The 17,274-nt window shown below is 69.6% G+C and carries 15 protein-coding genes; 8 read left to right on the top strand and 7 right to left on the bottom strand.

Features of this window, described 5'->3' with window-relative positions:
• Positions 1-436: 436 nt before the first annotated feature.
• From mshB to AB0B82_RS22200, 3 genes are all read left to right on the top strand, one after another.
• Positions 437-1,348 carry an N-acetyl-1-D-myo-inositol-2-amino-2-deoxy-alpha-D-glucopyranoside deacetylase gene (gene mshB / locus AB0B82_RS22210; RefSeq protein WP_360171509.1) on the top strand — a complete coding sequence of 304 codons (912 nt, stop codon included), beginning with the start codon at positions 437-439 and terminating at the stop codon, positions 1,346-1,348.
• Between the two features lie 191 nt (positions 1,349-1,539).
• A complete protein-coding gene (locus AB0B82_RS22205; protein ID WP_360171506.1) occupies positions 1,540-2,058 on the top strand; it encodes a flavin reductase family protein in 519 nt (172 codons plus the stop codon).
• 112 nt (positions 2,059-2,170) lie between these two features.
• Positions 2,171-3,955, top strand: coding sequence for a VanW family protein (locus tag AB0B82_RS22200; protein WP_360171503.1), 1,785 nt, complete (start codon positions 2,171-2,173; stop codon positions 3,953-3,955).
• A gap of 75 nt (positions 3,956-4,030) precedes the next feature.
• On the opposite strand, the gene AB0B82_RS22195 is transcribed toward AB0B82_RS22200, so the two are convergent.
• Positions 4,031-4,480, bottom strand: a complete 450-nt coding sequence (locus tag AB0B82_RS22195; RefSeq protein ID WP_360171500.1) for a type II toxin-antitoxin system PemK/MazF family toxin — start codon at positions 4,478-4,480, stop codon at positions 4,031-4,033.
• Between the two features lie 29 nt (positions 4,481-4,509).
• A complete protein-coding gene (locus tag AB0B82_RS22190; RefSeq protein WP_360171497.1) occupies positions 4,510-5,451 on the bottom strand; it encodes a GNAT family N-acetyltransferase in 942 nt (313 codons plus the stop codon).
• 127 nt (positions 5,452-5,578) lie between these two features.
• On the opposite strand from AB0B82_RS22190, the gene fdxA reads away from it, so the two are divergent.
• Positions 5,579-5,905, top strand: coding sequence for a ferredoxin (fdxA, locus tag AB0B82_RS22185; protein WP_012923087.1), 327 nt, complete (start codon positions 5,579-5,581; stop codon positions 5,903-5,905).
• A gap of 94 nt (positions 5,906-5,999) precedes the next feature.
• On the opposite strand, the gene AB0B82_RS22180 is transcribed toward fdxA, so the two are convergent.
• Both AB0B82_RS22180 and dapD read right to left on the bottom strand, forming a co-directional pair.
• The gene (locus AB0B82_RS22180) at positions 6,000-6,977 is read right to left on the bottom strand and encodes a hypothetical protein (RefSeq protein WP_360171495.1); all 978 of its coding nucleotides are present in this window, start codon (positions 6,975-6,977) and stop codon (positions 6,000-6,002) included.
• A gap of 184 nt (positions 6,978-7,161) precedes the next feature.
• Positions 7,162-8,103 carry a 2,3,4,5-tetrahydropyridine-2,6-dicarboxylate N-succinyltransferase gene (gene dapD, locus AB0B82_RS22175; protein WP_360171492.1) on the bottom strand — a complete coding sequence of 314 codons (942 nt, stop codon included), beginning with the start codon at positions 8,101-8,103 and terminating at the stop codon, positions 7,162-7,164.
• A gap of 53 nt (positions 8,104-8,156) precedes the next feature.
• Between dapD and AB0B82_RS22170 the strand changes: the two genes are divergently transcribed.
• The 3 genes from AB0B82_RS22170 to AB0B82_RS22160 are packed head-to-tail and all read left to right on the top strand — an operon-like array spanning position 8,157 to position 12,927.
• A complete protein-coding gene (locus AB0B82_RS22170; protein ID WP_360171489.1) occupies positions 8,157-8,996 on the top strand; it encodes a phosphotransferase in 840 nt (279 codons plus the stop codon).
• Entirely contained in the window at positions 8,993-9,841 is an 849-nt protein-coding gene (locus AB0B82_RS22165) for an NAD-dependent dehydratase (protein ID WP_360171486.1), read from the top strand. Before AB0B82_RS22170 ends, AB0B82_RS22165 begins: the two co-directional genes overlap by 4 nt.
• A gap of 5 nt (positions 9,842-9,846) precedes the next feature.
• Positions 9,847-12,927 carry a GH92 family glycosyl hydrolase gene (locus tag AB0B82_RS22160; RefSeq protein ID WP_360171483.1) on the top strand — a complete coding sequence of 1,027 codons (3,081 nt, stop codon included), beginning with the start codon at positions 9,847-9,849 and terminating at the stop codon, positions 12,925-12,927.
• Here the strand turns inward: AB0B82_RS22160 and AB0B82_RS22155 are convergent, their stop codons facing one another.
• A complete protein-coding gene (locus tag AB0B82_RS22155; protein ID WP_360171480.1) occupies positions 12,928-14,907 on the bottom strand; it encodes a discoidin domain-containing protein in 1,980 nt (659 codons plus the stop codon). It lies immediately after the preceding gene.
• A 91-nt stretch (positions 14,908-14,998) separates the two neighbouring features.
• On the opposite strand from AB0B82_RS22155, the gene AB0B82_RS22150 reads away from it, so the two are divergent.
• Positions 14,999-15,133: a hypothetical protein gene (locus tag AB0B82_RS22150; protein ID WP_360171477.1), complete on the top strand. Its 135-nt coding sequence runs from the start codon at positions 14,999-15,001 to the stop codon at positions 15,131-15,133.
• A 15-nt stretch (positions 15,134-15,148) separates the two neighbouring features.
• Here the strand turns inward: AB0B82_RS22150 and AB0B82_RS22145 are convergent, their stop codons facing one another.
• Both AB0B82_RS22145 and AB0B82_RS22140 read right to left on the bottom strand, forming a co-directional pair.
• Positions 15,149-16,156, bottom strand: a complete 1,008-nt coding sequence (locus tag AB0B82_RS22145) for a LacI family DNA-binding transcriptional regulator (protein WP_360171474.1) — start codon at positions 16,154-16,156, stop codon at positions 15,149-15,151.
• A 54-nt stretch (positions 16,157-16,210) separates the two neighbouring features.
• Positions 16,211-17,233, bottom strand: a complete 1,023-nt coding sequence (locus AB0B82_RS22140) for a LacI family DNA-binding transcriptional regulator (RefSeq protein ID WP_360171471.1) — start codon at positions 17,231-17,233, stop codon at positions 16,211-16,213.
• Positions 17,234-17,274: the final 41 nt, after the last annotated feature.

Here is a 17,274-nt window from a genome sequence, read left to right as displayed (position 1 = left end):
TCCCGCGGATACTCGGCTTCATTGACGTAGCCGTGGGGCACCTTGTCGGGGGTGTGAACAGGTTCCGGTGCGTGCGGACCCGTTATTTCCTGTCCAAACCCCCCACGAACTGTCGCACCGCCCGAGAACTTCCGGCCTGCGCGCCACGGCGCGGTCGTACGGCGCGGTCGTACGGCGCCGGTCGTACGGCGCGGTCGTTAAGCGTGGGCGCCGACGCTGTCACTCGAACCCACCCACGGATCAATCAAAAGGGCCGGATACTCCACGGCGTAGGAGCCACACTGCCGACCCGCACCCAACTCGGGCGGCCCGGTCCCGTCGCGTGCCTTGGTCCAGGAGGCTCACGCACCCAGACAGACTCAGACCGGCAAGCGTGTGCGCCGCTCGCGGAGGGTTCACGCCGCGAACTGTCCGCGGCTGGACGTAGGCTTTCGGCATGGTTGAGCTTGCTGAGCGCCGGCTGCTGCTGGTGCATGCCCACCCGGACGACGAAACCATCAACAACGGTGTGACGATGGCGCGCTATGTCGCGGAGGGAGCCCGCGTCACCCTGATCACCTGCACCCTCGGCGAGGAGGGCGAGGTCCTCGTCCCCGAGCTGGAGCACCTGGCCTCGGATCAGGACGACGCGCTCGGCGAGCACCGGATCGGTGAGCTGGCGAACGCGATGGCCGAGCTTGGGGTCACCGACCACCGGTTCCTCGGCGGCGCGGGCAAGTACCGCGACACCGGGATGATCTACAACGAGGAGGGCAACGCCGACGTCCCGCCGGAGACCCGCAAGGACAGCTTCTGGCAGGCCGATCTGCTGACCGCCGCCGACGACCTGGTCCCGGTGATCCGCGAGGTTCGCCCGCAGGTCCTGGTCACCTACGACCAGTACGGCAACTACGGCCACCCGGACCACATCAAGGCCCACCGGGTCGCGATGTACGCCGCCGCGCTGGCCGCCGCCCGGTCGTACCGGGAGGATCTCGGGCCGGCCTGGGACATCCCGAAGATCTACTGGACGGCGATGGCCGAGTCGCGGATGCGGACCCAGCTGCGCGCGCTGCGGGAGTCCGGCGACACGACCACGTTCGAGGGGCTGGACCCGGAGGGGCCGCTCGGTCCGTTCGTCACGCCGGACCGGTTCATCGACTGCGTAATCGAGGGCGAGCAGTTCATCGACCGGAAGATGAACGCGATGAAGGCGCATGCGACGCAGATCACCGTCGACGGCCCGTTCTTCGCGCTGTCGAACAACATCGGCAACCAGATCTGGAGCTCCGAGCCCTACCGCCTGGTGAAGGGCACCGCGGCCCCCGGCCCGGACGGCGTCGAGCACGACCTGTTCGCGGGCCTCTAAGTCGTAGCCGCGTAGTCACTGCACCAACGGCCCCGGCCCGAGCCAGGAAGGCTCCGGGCCGGGGACGCTGCGGGTCACCAACCAACCATCGCCTTTCCGGTACCCGCGGTCAGCCGGGTGATGCGGGTGAGGTGACCGGTCCCACATGGCTGGTTGAGGCGTCAACCCAGGTCCGGGCATAACCTGCTGACGTGTCCTCTTCCGCGTCCGGTGGCAGCGTCCCGCCCGCCGAGTTCCGGGCTGCCCTCGGTCGGTTCGCGACGGGGATCACGATCATGAGCACGCTCCAGGACGGCGTCGCGCACGCGATGACCGCGAACGCGTTCACGTCGGTGTCGCTCGATCCGCCGCTGGTGCTGGTCTGTGTGGACAAGGCGGTCCGGATGCACGCCGCGGTCCTCGACTGCGGGTACTGGGCGGTGTCGGTGCTGGCCGCGACCCAACAGCCGATCGCGGACCGGTTCGCCCGCTCCGGCCGGGACCTGTACAGCCAGTTCGACGGCATCGGTACGACGGCAGGCCCGAAAACGGGCTGTCCGACCGTCGACGGCGCCCTGTCGTGGCTCGAGTGCCGCACGTGGGCGACGTACGACGGGGGAGATCACACGATCGTGGTGGGTGAAGTGCTCAGCCTGGGCGTGCGGGATCCGGGCGATCCGAGCGCGCTGATCTACCATTGCGGTGACTACCGGGAACTGCCCGGAAACTGATCGTTACCGCGGGGCAGTGAGGGGCGGCCCCGGCGGTCGGTCGGCCCTGTTCCGTCCCGTAAGATGTGCCTTTGTGCCCTGACCACGGCTTCGAGCAGGAGGACACTGTCCGGTGGGGAGAAAACAGCTCGCGGGGATCATTGCCGCCGCGGGGCTCGGCGTCGTCGTGGTGGGGTACGGCGCTGCCTTCGCGTTCGCCGGGGACAAGATCCCGGGTGACACGACCGTGCTCGGGATCCCGATCGGCGGCCTCTCCGAGGAGGACGCGAAGCAGAAGCTGACCGCCGGTCTGAAGGATCGCGCGGCCGCGCCGATCGGGTTGCAGGCCGGTGGGTCCAAGTTCCAGGTGGTGCCCGCCGAGGCCGGCCTCGGCATCGACGTCGAGAAGACCGTCGAGTCCGCGGGTGCGGGCCGCAGCCTGGCGCCGGGCCGGATCTGGCGCGCGCTGAGCGGCGGCGACCCGGTCGAGCCGGTGGTCACCAAGGACGACGCGAAGCTCAAGGCCGCCGTCGAGAAGCTGGCCGGCCAGGTGAACCGGAAGGCCACCGAGGGCACGATCACGTTCAAGGGCACCAAGCCGGTCAAGCACGAACCCGCCGACGGGCTGCAGCTGGACACCGCCAAGGCCACGGACACCGTGGTGGCGGCGTACCCGGCGGACGGCGCCCCGAAGGAGCTGCCGGTCACGGTGACCAAGCCGCAGGCGGCGAGCGAGGCGATCGACAAGGCGATGTCGGAGTTCGCCGAGCCGGCCATGTCGGGCCCGATCCGGCTGACCGTCGGGGCGAAGTCGGTCGACCTGACGCCGGCCGAGCTCGCGCCCGCGCTGGCAGTCAGCGTGCAGGAGGGCCGGGTCATCCCGGCGATCAGCACCAAGGCGCTGGAGCCGTTGTTCCAGCAGCGCTTCAAGACCTTGGAGACGCTGCCGAAGGACGCCACCGTGCAGATCGTCGGCGGTGCCCCGAAGGTGATCCCGGCGGTCAACGGCACCGTCGTCGATCGGACCAAGATCGGCGCGGCGATCCTGTCCGCGCTGCCCAAGCCGACCGGCGAGCGACGCGCTGCGGTCCCGCTGGCGCCGACCAAGGCGAAGTTCACCACCGAGCAGGCGACCGCGCTCGGGATCACGCAGAAGATCGGCGACTTCACGACGCAGTTCCCGCACGCGGCGTACCGCAACACCAACATCGGGACTGCGGCGGCGAAGATCAACGGCACGCTGCTCAAGCCGAACGAGGTCTTCAGCCTGAACAAGATCGTCGGCGAGCGAACCAAGGAGAACGGCTTCGCCGAGGGCTACATCATCAGCGGCGGCAGGTTCGAGAAGGACTTCGGCGGCGGGGTCTCGCAGTCGGCGACCACGACCTTCAACGCGGCGTTCTTCGCCGGGCTGGAGATCCTCGAGCACAAGGCGCACAGCGTCTACATCAGCCGCTACCCGGTCGGCCGGGAGGCGACGGTGGCCTGGCCGTCGGTGGACCTGAAGTTCCGCAACAACTCCGGCCACGGGATCCTGGTGCAGACGATCTTCAAGTCGTCGACGCCGGGCAGCAGCGGCAGCATCCGGGTGGTCATCTGGGGCACGAAGTTCGTCGACGTGACCGCGGGCCAGTCGGGGCGGACGAACATCCGTCAGCCGAAGGTCGTCTACAACACCGCCGAGAAGTGCGAGCCGCAGGCGCCGACCGCGGGCTTCGACATCACCATCTACCGGTACCTGTCGAAGAACGGCGTCCGCCAGAAGACCGAGTCGTTCACGACGAAGTACAACGCGGCCGACGACATCCGCTGCGGACCGAAGCCGGGCACCCCGGTCACGCCGCCGCCCGGTGGTCCGTCGACGCCGCCCGGACGGCAACCGTCGACCGGGAACGCACTCACCAAGCCGACACGCTGAGGCCCGGCCGATCGACGGTCAGCTCGTTGCGGACCGGCCGTCGAGGTTCGGCTGTTGGGACCCGGCTGCTGAGGGTCAGCCGCCCTGCAGGTTGTGCAGCCCGGCGGCCACCTCGCGGAACACGGTCTCGTCGACCACGGCACCCTCGCGGCGGACCTGCTGCGGGTCGATCCGCAGGACGCGATCCAGCCGGACCTCGCTGGGCCGCTGATCCTTGTCCCAGGCGCCGCGGCCGATGTCCAGCCAGACCCGGCCCCAGCGCGCCTCGTCGGCGGCGTCCCGGTCGTGGTCCTTGCTGGTGAGGATCAGCGCAAGGAGGTAGGGCTCGTCCCAGCCGACGACGAGCACGGGCCGGTCCTTGCCGCGGCGGTGGTCCTCCTCGAACGGCACCCAGGTCCAGACGATCTCGCCGGGATCAGCGACCCCGTCGTCCGGGTGCGGCGTGTACTCCACCCGCACAGTCCCCTCGAAGTCGCCTGCGTACTCCGGTCGCCCTGACACCTGGTCCGCCACGTGATCCGCCATGGCACGGCAGCGTAGCGTCTCCCGCGTTGTCAGGGCTTGGTCAGATAGCGGTAGCGGTACGCCTCGCGGTACCCGAGACGGCTGTACGTCGCCAGCGCGGCCGTGTTCTCCTCCAGTACTTCGAGATAGGTACGCCGGCCGCCGTACTGCCCGGCCCAGCGCGCGAGCCCTTGGACGATCGCCGTACCGAGTCCGCGCCGGCGGTGCCCCTCGGACACGCGGATCGAGTCCACGCCGAGCCAGTGCCCGGTCATCGCGCCCCGCCCGACGGCGACCACCTGCCCGTCGACCGTCACCGACGCAAACCTCACCTTCTCCGCGCCCTCGAGCACTGCCGGCGCTGGCTCCGGCACAGTAGATTCCGAGAAAGTAGCTGCGTACCACGCGTCGTCCGGCCGCTCCGTGAGCTGTACGTCGTACTCGGGGACTGCGTTCACGTGGTCGAGCGTGGTGTGCATGACCAGGACGTCGGACTCCTCCGGGCGGGCCTCGATCCACCCGCGCGCCCGGATCTCCGCCTCGTACGGGCTGCCGAGGCGGATCAGGGCCAGCCGCGGCAGCCCGCGCTCGGCGTAGAACTCCTCGGCTTTCGACAGGGCGTCCGCGACCGGCATCCCTGGATCCCCAGCGGGCAGCAGCGAGTTGGCGCGGCCCGTCCACCCGGACGATGCCCTCAGCAACCACTGCCCGACGTACGCCGTCTCGACGGCCGGGCGGCCCAGCGCGGTGGTCAGAAAAAGTTGCTCCACGTCGACCGGACGCAGCGGCATCTCGGGGATCGGCTTGGCCGCGGCGATGTCGGCCACCGGGATCTCGTGGGTGGTGCCATCGGCCGGCCGGACGACGACCCGGTCGGGGCTCCAGGCCGCCAGGACGCCGATCAGGTCGGTCAGCCCGCCCTCGAGCCGGTACCTGACGACGACACGGTGTCCGATATCACGGGCCCGAAGGCGCCCCTGGGGGCCTGACACGATCCGGACTCCTGGCAAAGTGGGCGACGTACTACCGTGATACTAGAGACACCAGAGACACTGAGCACCACCGCATCGCAGCACCCCTAGTCCAGCGCTGCGCTTGCCTGCCATAGGAGGAGTAGCAGTGACCTACGTCATCGCGCAGCCGTGTGTTGACCTGAAGGACCTCGCCTGTGTCGAGGAATGCCCAGTCGACTGCATCTACGAGGGCAACCGGATGCTGTACATCCACCCCGACGAGTGCGTCGACTGCGGAGCCTGCGAGCCGGTGTGTCCCGTCGAGGCGATCTACTACGAGGACGACACCCCGGAGCAGTGGAAGGACTACTACACGGCGAACGTCGACTTCTTCAACGACCTCGGCTCGCCGGGTGGCGCGTCCAAGCTCGGGAAGATCGACAAGGACCACCCGTTCATCGCCGCGCTACCGCCGCAGGAGCACGACGAGTGATCAACTGATCGCATCCAGTCGCGGGTAGCCGGGCGCCGCTTCGTCGGAAGCGGCGCCCGGCCGCGTTCACCGCCCCAGGCTCGCTGCTGCGTGCTCATTGCTCCAGCACGTCCACGTGGACGTGGTCCAGGTGCCGCAGGATCTTCGGGTCGCCGGAGCGCTCCGGCGGTGTGTAGTCCCGCCAGCCGTCGTCGGACCGGCCGCCGGCGGTCCAGATCTTGTCGCTGAAGATGACCGTCTTGATCTTCAGCCGGTCCGCGTTCGCGACCAGGTACTGCGCCATCGCCCAGCCCTTGGTGGTGTTCGCCGCCGAGATCGGCCGGACGAACACGTCGACCGCCCGCCCCTCGTAGTGCGCGGAGCCTTCCATGTGGCCGGTGGTCACCCCGCCGGCCGCGTACCCGCCGGTGGGCAGCCGCCCGAAAGTGCGGGCGAGGTCCTTGCGGACCGCGTCCGCGCGCGGTGTCAGCCCGGCGCCGTTGATCGCCTCCTGCGGGACCGACTCGGTGTTCACGGTGCAGCTGAAGACGCTCTTCGACTGCCCGGTCAGAGCCGAGGCCAGCACACGGGCGTCCGCCTCGTGGTCGGCGTACGCGTTCGGGAACGCGCTGCGCTGCACCCGGTCGGCCGCGACGGTGATTGCGAGCTGCTGATAGTTCCTGATCTTCACCAGCGCGTCGTAGAACTTGTTGGTCGCGTAGTACGGGTCCTGGACCTGCTGCGCCGTACCCCAGCCCTGGGACGGGCGCTGCTGGAACAGCCCGAGCGAATCCCGGTCGCCGTGCGGGAGGTTGCGCAGCCCGGATTCCTGGTACGCCGTGGCGAGCGCGATCGTCGCCGCCCGAGCGGGCAGCCCGCGCCGGACGGCGATCCCCGCGATGATCGAGGCGGACTGCGCCTGCTCGAAGTCGAGCACGACCAGCTGGCCGTTGACCGTCGCGCTGCACTGCTCCTTGGGCGGCAGCAGGTTCCCGACCCGCTTGCCGCCCAGCCAGGCGATGCCGACGCCGACCACCAGGCTGAGCGCGCCGATGGCGCCCACTGCCACCAGGGCACCACGCTTCACCGCCATACCGCTCCCAACGGTCGGGGGCGGGGGACAGGTTCCGGTTCGTGCATCACGAACTGGTTGACGTGCAGAGTGTCACATTGGTTGGCGCGCGCCGCCGACTGGCAACTCGGACTGGCAACCCGCACAGGCAACTCGGACTGGCAACTCGGACTGGCGGCTCGGGCTGGTCCTTCGGCCAGACGGGTCAGGCGTTGGCGTGCAGGGCCTCGTTGAGCGCGATACCCTCGCCGGTCCGCGGCCGGGCCTCGACGGCGCCGGTCACCGAGTTGCGGATGTAGAGCAGCCCGGACTGGCCGGACAGGTCGCGGGCCTTGACCACGCTGCCGTCCGGGAGCGTCACCTTGGTGCCGGCGGTCACGTACAGCCCGGCTTCGACCACGCAGTCGTCGCCGAGGGAGATCCCGATCCCGCCGTTCGCGCCCAGCAGGCAGCGCTTGCCGATCGAGATGACCTGCTTGCCGCCGCCGGACAGCGTGCCCATGATCGACGCGCCGGCGCCGATGTCGCTGCCGTCGTCGACCACGACCCCGGCGACGATCCGGCCCTCGACCATCGAAGTGCCGAGCGTGCCGGCGTTGAAGTTCACAAATCCCTCGTGCATGACCGTGGTCCCCGCGGCCAGATGCGCGCCGAGCCGGACCCGGTCGGCGTCCGCGATCCGCACGCCGGACGGGACGACGTAGTCGGTCATCCGCGGGAACTTGTCCACGCTGGTCACGCTCAGGTGCTTGCCGGCGGCCCGGGCGCGGAGCCGGACGTTCTCGATCTCGTCGACCGGGACCGGGCCGAGCGAGGTCCACGCGTTGTTCGGGAGGGCGCCGAAGATGCCGTCCAGGTTCACACCGTGCGGGCGGACCAGGCGGTGGCTGAGCAGGTGCAGTCGCAGGTACGCATCCGCCGTACCGTCCGGGGCGTCGGCCAGAGTGATCTCGGTCGCCACCACCTTGCGCCGGACCTGGCGGAGCTCGTCGTTGCCTTCCGCCGCGATCAGCTCCTTCGGCGCCTTCTTCGCGCCGGCCGGCCGGGTGCCGAGCTCGGGGGCCGGGTACCAGACGTCGAGGACGTTCCCGGCGGGGGTAACGGTGGCGAGGCCGAAGCCCCAGGCGTGCGTGGCGTTCTCCGTCATACCCACACCCTAATTCGGGGACGCACGGCGGCCGACCGTGGTCTACTTTTCGGATGCTTCCTCCGTGGCTTCCCGCGCAGGCGGTGCAGGTTGTGTTGGCGGTGACCGGGGCGCCGGCGCCCGACGCGGTCAATGGCGAGTTGCTCCGGCGGTGGGGTTCGTCGGAGGTGTGGCGGCTCTCGTACGGGCTGAGCAGCGTGATCGTGAAGCGCGGGACCGATGCGCAGGCCGGTGAGGCCGCCGCCTACGAGCGGTTCGTGGTCCCGCTGGGGCTGCCCGCCCCGGAGTTGCTGTCCGCCGCGGACGGTGTCCTCGTGTTGGCCGATGTCGGCCGGGTCACGCTCGAGCAGGAACCGGCAGCAGACGACTTCCTGGCGGCTGCCGAGCTGGTCGCGCGGATCCGGTCCGCACCGGTGGACGGACCGAGCGAGTTCCCGCCGGCCCGGGTGAAGGAGCTCGGCGCCCGGATCGGGCGGGTCGACGTCGACCTCGATCCGCTCGTGGACGCGCTCGATCGGCTGCACCGGGACGCACCGGTGCGCGTCGTGCACGGCGATTTCGTCCCGAAGAACCTGGTCTCCGACGGCACGCGGTGGACCGTCGTGGACTGGCCGCTCGCGTATCTCGCCCCACACCTGAGCGACCTCTACACCCTCGTCCGCGACGCCGCGACCTTCGGCCACGACCGCGAGCCGATCGTCGCTCGGTACGTCGAAGCCGCCGGAGCGGATCCCTTCCTGGTGGATCGACAGCTCCTCGTCGGCGGCGCCTGTTTCTGCCTGCTGGCGCTGACCTTCCTGGTCGAGGAAGGTCAGCGCACGATCCCGGGCTCTTCGGAGTGGATCGACCCGCTCCTGAGTGAGCTGACCGGCTTGGTCGCGGAGCTGTCGTGAGGCTGCTGGTTCTCGGCGGGACGAAGAACCTCGGTCGGCACGTCGTCGAGTTGGCGCTGGACGCCGGTCACGAGGTCACCCTGTTCAACCGCGGTCGCACGAACCCGTCGTTGTTCCCGTCGGTGCGGCGGATCGTCGGCGAACGGGCCGCGCCGCAGGCCCTCGCCGCCGGTGCGTGGGACGGCGTGATCGACATGCCGGGTTTCCTGGTGCGGGACGTGGCGCTGAGTGCCGCCGTACTGCGGGATCGGTGCGAGCACTACACGTACATGTCGTCGATCGCCGTGTACGCGAGCCGGACCGACGCCGGGATGACCGAGTCGGCGCGGCTGCTGGACTGGCCGGTGGGTGCGCCGGAGGACGAGTTCACGATGGACCTCTACGGCCCGTCGAAGGTGCGGTGCGAGTCGTTGCTGAGCGCCACCTTCGGCGAGCGTACGTCCGCCGTCCGGTCGGGGTTCGTCGTCGGGCCGTACAACCCGGACTTCGGCAACTGGGGTCGCGCCTTGGCGCACGGGGTGCCGATGGAGTGCGCGGCGCGTGCGGAGCAGCCCGTGCAGTACATCGACGCCCGCGACCTGGCCGCCTTCCTCCTGCACCTCACGGCGGATCGGCTCCCCGGTCCGTTCAACGCGGTCGGCCCCACGCGGACGATGGCCGAACTCGCCGAGGCGTGGCGTTCGGTGGTCGACGACCCGCCGCCGATCGACTGGTCGCCGGAGGTGGACGCAGCGTCAGCCCGGCCTCGACGGCGCGACGTCCAGGTATGCACAAGTCGGCGGTCAGGCCCTGATTCCACCCCTTGTCGGCACTTCTGCATACCTGGACGTCCGCCCGTAGGATGACCGGCGTGAGGATCGAGACTGGTGGTGGCCCAGCCGGACCGACCAGCCCGCGGGCGGGGTTCAGCGCGGTGGACGGAACCCGGTACTCCGGGACGAGCGGCGGACGGCAGGAGGTGGAACTGCCAACCATCGCTCGGGTCGTCGACGCGGGTGATCGTCTGCGCTACAAGATCTATCCCGAGCTGGACGAGGCGCTGACGTACTCGGCGACGTACGCGGCCGTCGAGCTTGTCTTCGCCGACGGATCGCGACTCGAGGGCGCCCGCGACCAGTACGGCAAGCCCGCGAACGCCGCGGGGCAAGGCGCCGCCAAGATCCTGTACGCGAACCAGTGGAACGACGTCCAGATCGACTTGACCGCAGCTGCCGGCCGCACGATCGCGCAGGTACTGCTTGTCGTCGACGCGCCCGAGGCCGGACACGACTTCGCCGGGTGGATCGACGACATCGAGGTCGGCCCGACGCCGCCCGAGCCGAACGGCGACGACCTCACCGAGTACGTCGACACGCGCCGCGGGACCAATGCCAGCCACGGTTTCTCGCGCGGCAACACGCTGCCGATCACCGCCTGGCCGAACGGATTCAACTTCGTCACGCCGGTCACCGACGCCTCGACGCACCGCTGGCCGTACGAGTACCACCGGGCCAACAACGCCGACAATCTCCCCGAGCTGCAGGGTTTGACGTTCTCGCATCAGCCGAGTCCGTGGATGGGTGACCGCGACCAGCTGACGATCATGCCGGTCGCCGCCGCTGAGCCGCTCGGCGATCCGGCCGAGCGCGCGGCCGCGTTCAGCCACGACGACGAGATCGCCCGCCCCGACTTCTACGCGGTCGGCCTGGCGAACGGCGTCCGCGCCGAGCTGGCTCCGACCGACCACGGCGCGATCTTCCGCTTCAGGTTCCCGTCCGACGCCCCTGGACAGCACCTGGTCTTCGACACGATCGACGAGAACGGCGCCTTCGCCTTCGACGGGACCGCGGTCACCGGCTGGGTCGAGAACGGCTCGGAGGACGGCCGTACCCGGATGTACTGCTACGGAGTGTTCTCCGCCGCGCCGACGTCCTTCGGTACGACGACCGGCGGCCGGAGCAACGCCCGCGCCGCGACGTTCGACGTCGCCGAGGTGACGCTGCGGATCGCCACGTCGTTCATCGGCGTCGACCAGGCCCGCCACAACCTGGAACTCGAGCTGGAAGGCCGCACTCTCGAAGAGGTCCGCGCCGCCGCGAACGCGATCTGGAACGAGCGGCTCGCGGTCATCCGGCCCGAGGGCGCGACCCCGCCGCAGCTGCGGACCGTGTACGGCAACCTGTACCGGCTGAACCTCTACCCGAACTCCCACTTCGAGAACGCGGGCACCGCCGACGCCCCGGAGTACCGCTACGCGAGCCCGGTCCAGCCGGTCCAGGGTGAGGCGACCGACCGCGAGACCAACGCGGTCGTCCGGAGCGGCAAGATGTACGTGAACAGCGGCTTCTGGGACACGTACCGCACCGCGTGGCCGGCGTACGCGTTCTTCTACCCGGAGCTGGCCGCCGAGCTCGTCGACGGGTTCGTGCAGCAGTACCGTGACGGCGGCTGGATCGCGCGCTGGTCCTCGCCCGGGTACGCGGACTGCATGACCGGGACCAGCTCCGACGTGTCGTTCGCGGATGCCTACCTCAAGGGCGTGCCGTTGCCGGATCCGCTGGCGACGTACGACGCCGGGCTGCGCAACGCGACCGTCGCGCCGGAGGCGACCGAGGTCGGGCGGAAGGGTGTCGAGACCGGGTTCTACGCCGGCTACGTGAGCACGGACACCGAGGAGAGCGTGTCCTGGTCGCTCGAGGCGTACCTGAACGACTTCGGCCTCGCAGAACTGGCGACCCGGCTGGCCGATCAGTTCCCCGAGCGGCGCGATCAGCTGCTCGAGGAAGCGGAGTACCTGCGCCGCCGGTCGCTGAACTACGTGCTGCTGTTCGACGACGCGATCAACTTCTTCCAGGGCCGCCGGCCGGACGGGACGTTCGCGAAGACGCCGGCGGAGTTCGACCCGGAGGAGTGGGGCGGCGACTTCACCGAGACCGACGGCTGGAACTTCGCGTTCCATGTCGCCCACGACCCGCGCGGCCTGGCGAACCTGTACGGCGGTCCGCGCGGCCTGGAGGCGAAGCTCGACGCGTTCTTCAGCACCCCCGAGCTCGCGGTGAAGCAGGGCACCTACTCCTCGATCATCCACGAGATGCTCGAGGCGCGGGCGGTCCGGATGGGACAGTTCGGCTTCTCCAACCAGCCCGCGCACCACATCGCCTGGATGTACAACTACGCCGGCGCACCGGCCAAGACGCAGGCGATCGTGCGTGAGGTCCTCGACCGGTTGTATGTCGGCGAGCAGATCGGCCAGGGGTACCCGGGTGACGAGGACAACGGCGAGATGTCCGCGTGGTACCTGTTCGCCGCGCTCGGGCTGTACCCGCTGCGCGTCGGCGCCCCGGAGTACGCGATCGGTTCGCCGCTGTTCACCCGGACGGTCGTCGCGCCGCTCGGCGGCCGGCCGCTGACGATCACCGCGTCCGGCGCCGAAAGTCCTTATGTGCACGACGTTCAGGTCGACGGCAAGCAGTTGCCGGTGGCATCCATCACGCACGAGGCGCTGACGTCGGCGGATCACCTCGACTTCACGCTCGGCGCGGAGCCGTCCGACTGGGCGACGCTGGAGCTGCCGCCCGGCCTCACCACCGGCGACGCCGTACCGGCGCCGCTGGTCGACCTCATCCCGGTCGACGCGGGCAACCCGTTGTTCGACGACACGTCCGCCACGGAGACCGTCGTCGACCAGGTCGTCGAGTGGTCCTTGCCCGATGCGGCGACGGCGACGCTCTACACGCTGACGTCAGGCTCCGAGACGCCGCCGGCCGGGTGGCAGTTGGAGGCGTCCGTCGACGGCACCACGTGGGCGCTGCTCGACGAACGCTCCCACCAGGTCTTCGGTTGGACCCGGCAGTTGCGGCCGTTCGTCATCTCGAACCCGGGCGAGTACCGGCACTATCGGCTGACGTTCTCCGGTCGCGCCGGTCTCGCCCAGGTCGAGTTGTTGCGCTGATCAGGCCGGGTACACCTTCAGAGCGCGGAGTCGGGTGGTCTTCGCGGGGACGGTGTCGTCGACCGGTTTGGTGACGACCAGACGCACGTACCGGGCCGTGAACGAAGTCACGGTCCGGTCGGTGGTGGCCGACGTGTTGCCGTTGACGCTGTCCCGCGTGGTCCACAGCTTGTCGTTGTCGCTGGACTGCAGCAGGAAGTCCCGCGTGTTCAGGTCGGCCGCACCGGCATGCTCGACGACGTACCGGCCGATCGTCCGGTCGGTACCGAGGTCCACCGAGACCGAGGTGATCGTGTGCCCCGAGTCGTTGACCCACAGGCCGGCGGCCGGGTCGGTGACGTTGCGGACGGTGTCGTTCGCGGCGTCGGCGTGCGCCGGTCGATACTGCGCTAGATCCGGTACTTCGGACCGTACGTCGGCCACTGCCGCGAACTCCACGACGCGCGTCGTGGTGTCGTCCGATTGGGTCGGCCGCTGCACGGACAGCCGCAAGTACCGCGCCCGGACCGGGGCGCCGAAGTGTCGCTGGGTGAGGTTCTCGACGTTGCCGCGGACAACGTCCACCGATCGCCAGGGTCCGGTGGCGCGCTGTGCGGTCTCGATCGTGAAATCCCTGGTGTTGAGGGCAGTCTGGCCACTCTGGTAACCGGCGTGCTTGATCCGGTAGCCCGAGACCGTGCGCAGTCCGCCGAGGTCGAGCACGACGCGGTTGCTGCCGGTGCGGTCGTGGACAGCGGCGACGTCGGTGGTTGCTCGCGGGGTGTTCGGCCGGTCGGCCAGGCGGGACAGGTCGAGCCAGACGAACCGCGGGCGGTAGATCTCCGTCGTCACCGGATCGTTCGCGAACCGGTTGACGTTGTAGCTGATCAGCAGCCGGCCCGGCTCGGACAGACTCGGGTGCGCCTTCGCGTTGTAGCAGTACGTGTTGCCCGCGGTCTGTGCCTGATAGATGTACGGATCCGGGCAGTTGTAGAACCGCACCCCGGGGGAGAACGGTCCGATCGGTGAGTCGCCGACCGCGTACTCCAGACCGGTCGAGTTCACGTTGCGCAGGTACACCAGCAGGTACTTTCCGGCGTACCGTCCGGTCGGGATCGGCGTGACGCTGAGCTCGGTGGACACATCGGGATGCAGTACGGCGGCGTCGTCCACGCTGACCGTGATGTCCGGGCTCCACGCCGTACCGCTCCAGAACCGCCACGCCGTCAGGTCGGCGAACTGCTCGCGGCGGACGCGCGCGACGACGAGGTCCTTGTGGCCGTCGAGGAGCGTGTTGCGGTAACCGTAGGCGTACACGTAGCCGTCCGCGCCGGGCGTCAGGCCGACGCCGAACATCACGATGAACGTGTCGTTGCGGACCAGCAGGTTGACGTCCTCGGTCCGGCGTACGGCGGCGTAGTCGGGGACACCGTTCACGATCGGGACGGCGATCAGGTCGACGCGGTCCGCGTTCCAGTTCGCGTCCGGGGCGAAGCCGGTGGCGTACAGGGTGTCGCCGATCGCGATCCCGTCGTTCATCCAGAACCCGTTGCCAAAGGCACCCTTCTCCGGGATGACGAAAGTGGCGCGGTCCGGGTCCGGGCGGTTGCCGGTGAGGACGGCGGAGGAGTTGTTGAGGAATCCGGTCTGCTGGTAGGTCAGCGTGTTCGGGTCGACGGTGCCGATGCGGGTGTCGCTGAAGATGAACGCGGTCCGGGACTGCGGCGTCGCGGCGGCGAGCCCGTCGCGGCCGTCGAGCGGTACGGAGTAGATCCCGTCCGCGCCGATCCAGCCGGAGCGGCGGTCGAACAGAGCCGTCCACTCGTCGGCCGGCGTGGCCGACAGCGGACGTGTCGTGGCGCCGGACGAGGGGCCGGCAGCGGGTGCGGTGAGGTCGGCGGGGGACGACCAGGACTGCGCCGGCAGCGCGGCGGAGACGCCCAGACCGGTGGCCAGAGCGACGTTGGAGCGCAGGAAAGTACGGCGGGAAAGGGTGCTCACCGCACGGACCCTAGGCAGAAATGTCAACGTTGACAAGGCTGTGTCAACGTTGACATTATCGAAGTCGCTTCGCACTCGTTGCTGTCACTCAGTGAGGGAGTACCAACCGTGCGTTCCTCCCCCCCGATCCCGTTCCAGCTGGAACCCGGCGCTCGGCGGCAAGAAGGACCTGAAGGCCGGCATCGACGAGATGGTTGCCGGAATCAACAAGCTGATCGCCGGGTAGCCGGCTCCTCGCCCGTCAGTACGTCGCGGTGCCGTTGACGATCAGGCGGGCGGGGACCTCCAGGCGCTGGGGTGCGCGGGTCGGGTCGGCGAGGCGGTCGAAGAGCAGTTGGGCGCCGGCTCGGCCGACGTCGTACGGATCGCTGTCGATCACCGAGATACCGAACGCGGCGGCCAGTTCGAAGCGGTCGAAGCTCACCACGTCCGGGCGCCGCCGGGCGTAGCCGCCGGACTGCAACAGGCCGGTGCACAGGCGGTTGTTGTCGACGAACACCGCGTCCGGCTCGGCCGATTCCAGCAGGTCCTCGGCAGCGCGACGACCGTCCTCCTCGCTGACCAGGTTGTCTCGGACCAGGCCGGGATCCACGGTCAGGCCGGCGGCTTCGAGCGCGGCGACGTACCCGGCCCAGCGCTCCAGGGCGCCGCTGCCGCTGCGTGGATGGCCGAGATACGCGATCCGCCGGCGGCCCTTCGCGAGCAGGTGTTCGATCCCGGCGCGGGTGCTGGCGGCGTTGGTCGTCGTCACCGAGTCCATCGATTCGCCGAGACCCGGGGGAGGGGAGTCGACGAACACGATCGCGGACCCGAACCGGGCTTCGTTGGCCAGGTAGCCGAGGTCGTTGCCGACCGGAGCGATGATCAGCCCGGCGACCCGGTGCGCGAAGAACGAACGGATCGCCCGGCGCTCGAGTTCGGGATCGTTCTGAGCGTCGGCGGTCAGCACCAGGTACCCGCGCTCGGATGCGACCGAGTGGATGCCGCGCAGCATCGGCGCGAAGAACGGGTTGGTGCAGTCGCCCAGGGTGACGCCGATCGACGTCATCGCCTGGTTCTTCCGGCGCAGCCCGGCGGCCACGTCGTTCACGTGCACGCCGAGCCGGTCGGCCTCGGCCACGATCCGCTGCCGGGTCGACTCGCGCACCTTGGGGTCACCGCGCAGGGCGCGCGACACCGTCTTGATGCTGACGCCCGTGACGGCCGCCACGTCCTCGAGCCGCGGCCGCCGCGGAGGTTCACTCGCCATCGGCCCAGTGTAATGTCAACGTTGACATCCGCTCCTGGTGCACAGCCCGCCCGACTACTTCCTCGGTGCGTTCTTGGGGGCGTTCTTGGGGGCGGACGTGGCGCGGATGTGCAGCTCGGTGCGCAGCGTGACCGTGGACGGCGGACGCCCCGGGGACGCGGTGCGGTCCTTCAGCAGCATGCCCGCCGTCCGGCCGAGCTCGTACGTCGGCTGCGCGACCGTGGTCAGGCTGGGGACGACGAGATCGGCCCAGGGGATGTCGTCGAAACCGACGATCGCGATGTCGTCGGGCGCCCGCAGACCCTTGCGCGCCAGGCATTCGAGCGCGCCGACCGTCATCAGGTTGTTGGTGGCGAACAACGCCTCGGGCGGATCGTCCAGCTCGAGCAGGCTCTCCATCGCGGCGTACCCGCCGGCCTCACGGAAGTCGGCGTGCCGGACCAGGTCCTTGTCGTAGCGGATGCCGCCCGCGCGCAGCGCCGACCGGTACCCGGCGAGGCGGTCCATCGCGGTGGAGACCTTCCGCGGACCGGTGATACAGGCGATCCGCCGGTACCCGCCGTCGATCAAGTGCTTGACGGCCTCAAAGGCGCCGTGCTCGTTGTCGACCAGCACGGTGTCGGCCTCGACGCCCTCGACCCGGCGGTCGATCATCACCATCGGGATCTTCGCGCCCGCGAGCAGATGAACACCCTCGGCGGTGGACGTCGGGGAGATCACCACGCCGGCCATCTGGTCGGTCAGCACCGCCGACGCGTACGCCGCCTCCTTCGCCGCGTCCTCGTCGGAGTTGCAGAGCACGACGTGGTACCCCTCGGTCTGCGCGACGTCCTCGAGACCGCGGACCAGCGAGGTGAAGAACGGGTTCTCGATGTCGGAGATGACCACGGCCCACAGGTTGGTCGACGACTTGCGCAGGTTTCGCGCGACGCCGTTCGGACGGTAGCCGAGCTCGGCGACCGCGGCGCGGACCTTCGCGGACAGCTCCGGGTCCACGTTCCGCCGGCCGCTGAGCACCCGGGAAACCGTCGCCGGTGACACACCCGACCTACGCGCGACGTCGTAGATCGTCGTCATGCCCGCTCCCCGCTGGAGATCCGATGGTCGTCTGGATCGCA

It is taken from the genome of Kribbella sp. NPDC048915, from assembly GCF_040649595.1.
In the GTDB taxonomy this organism is placed as follows: Bacteria; Actinomycetota; Actinomycetes; order Propionibacteriales; family Kribbellaceae; genus Kribbella.
The sequence above is the reverse complement of the archived record's forward strand: the minus strand, read 5'-3'. Positions and strand labels throughout refer to the sequence as shown.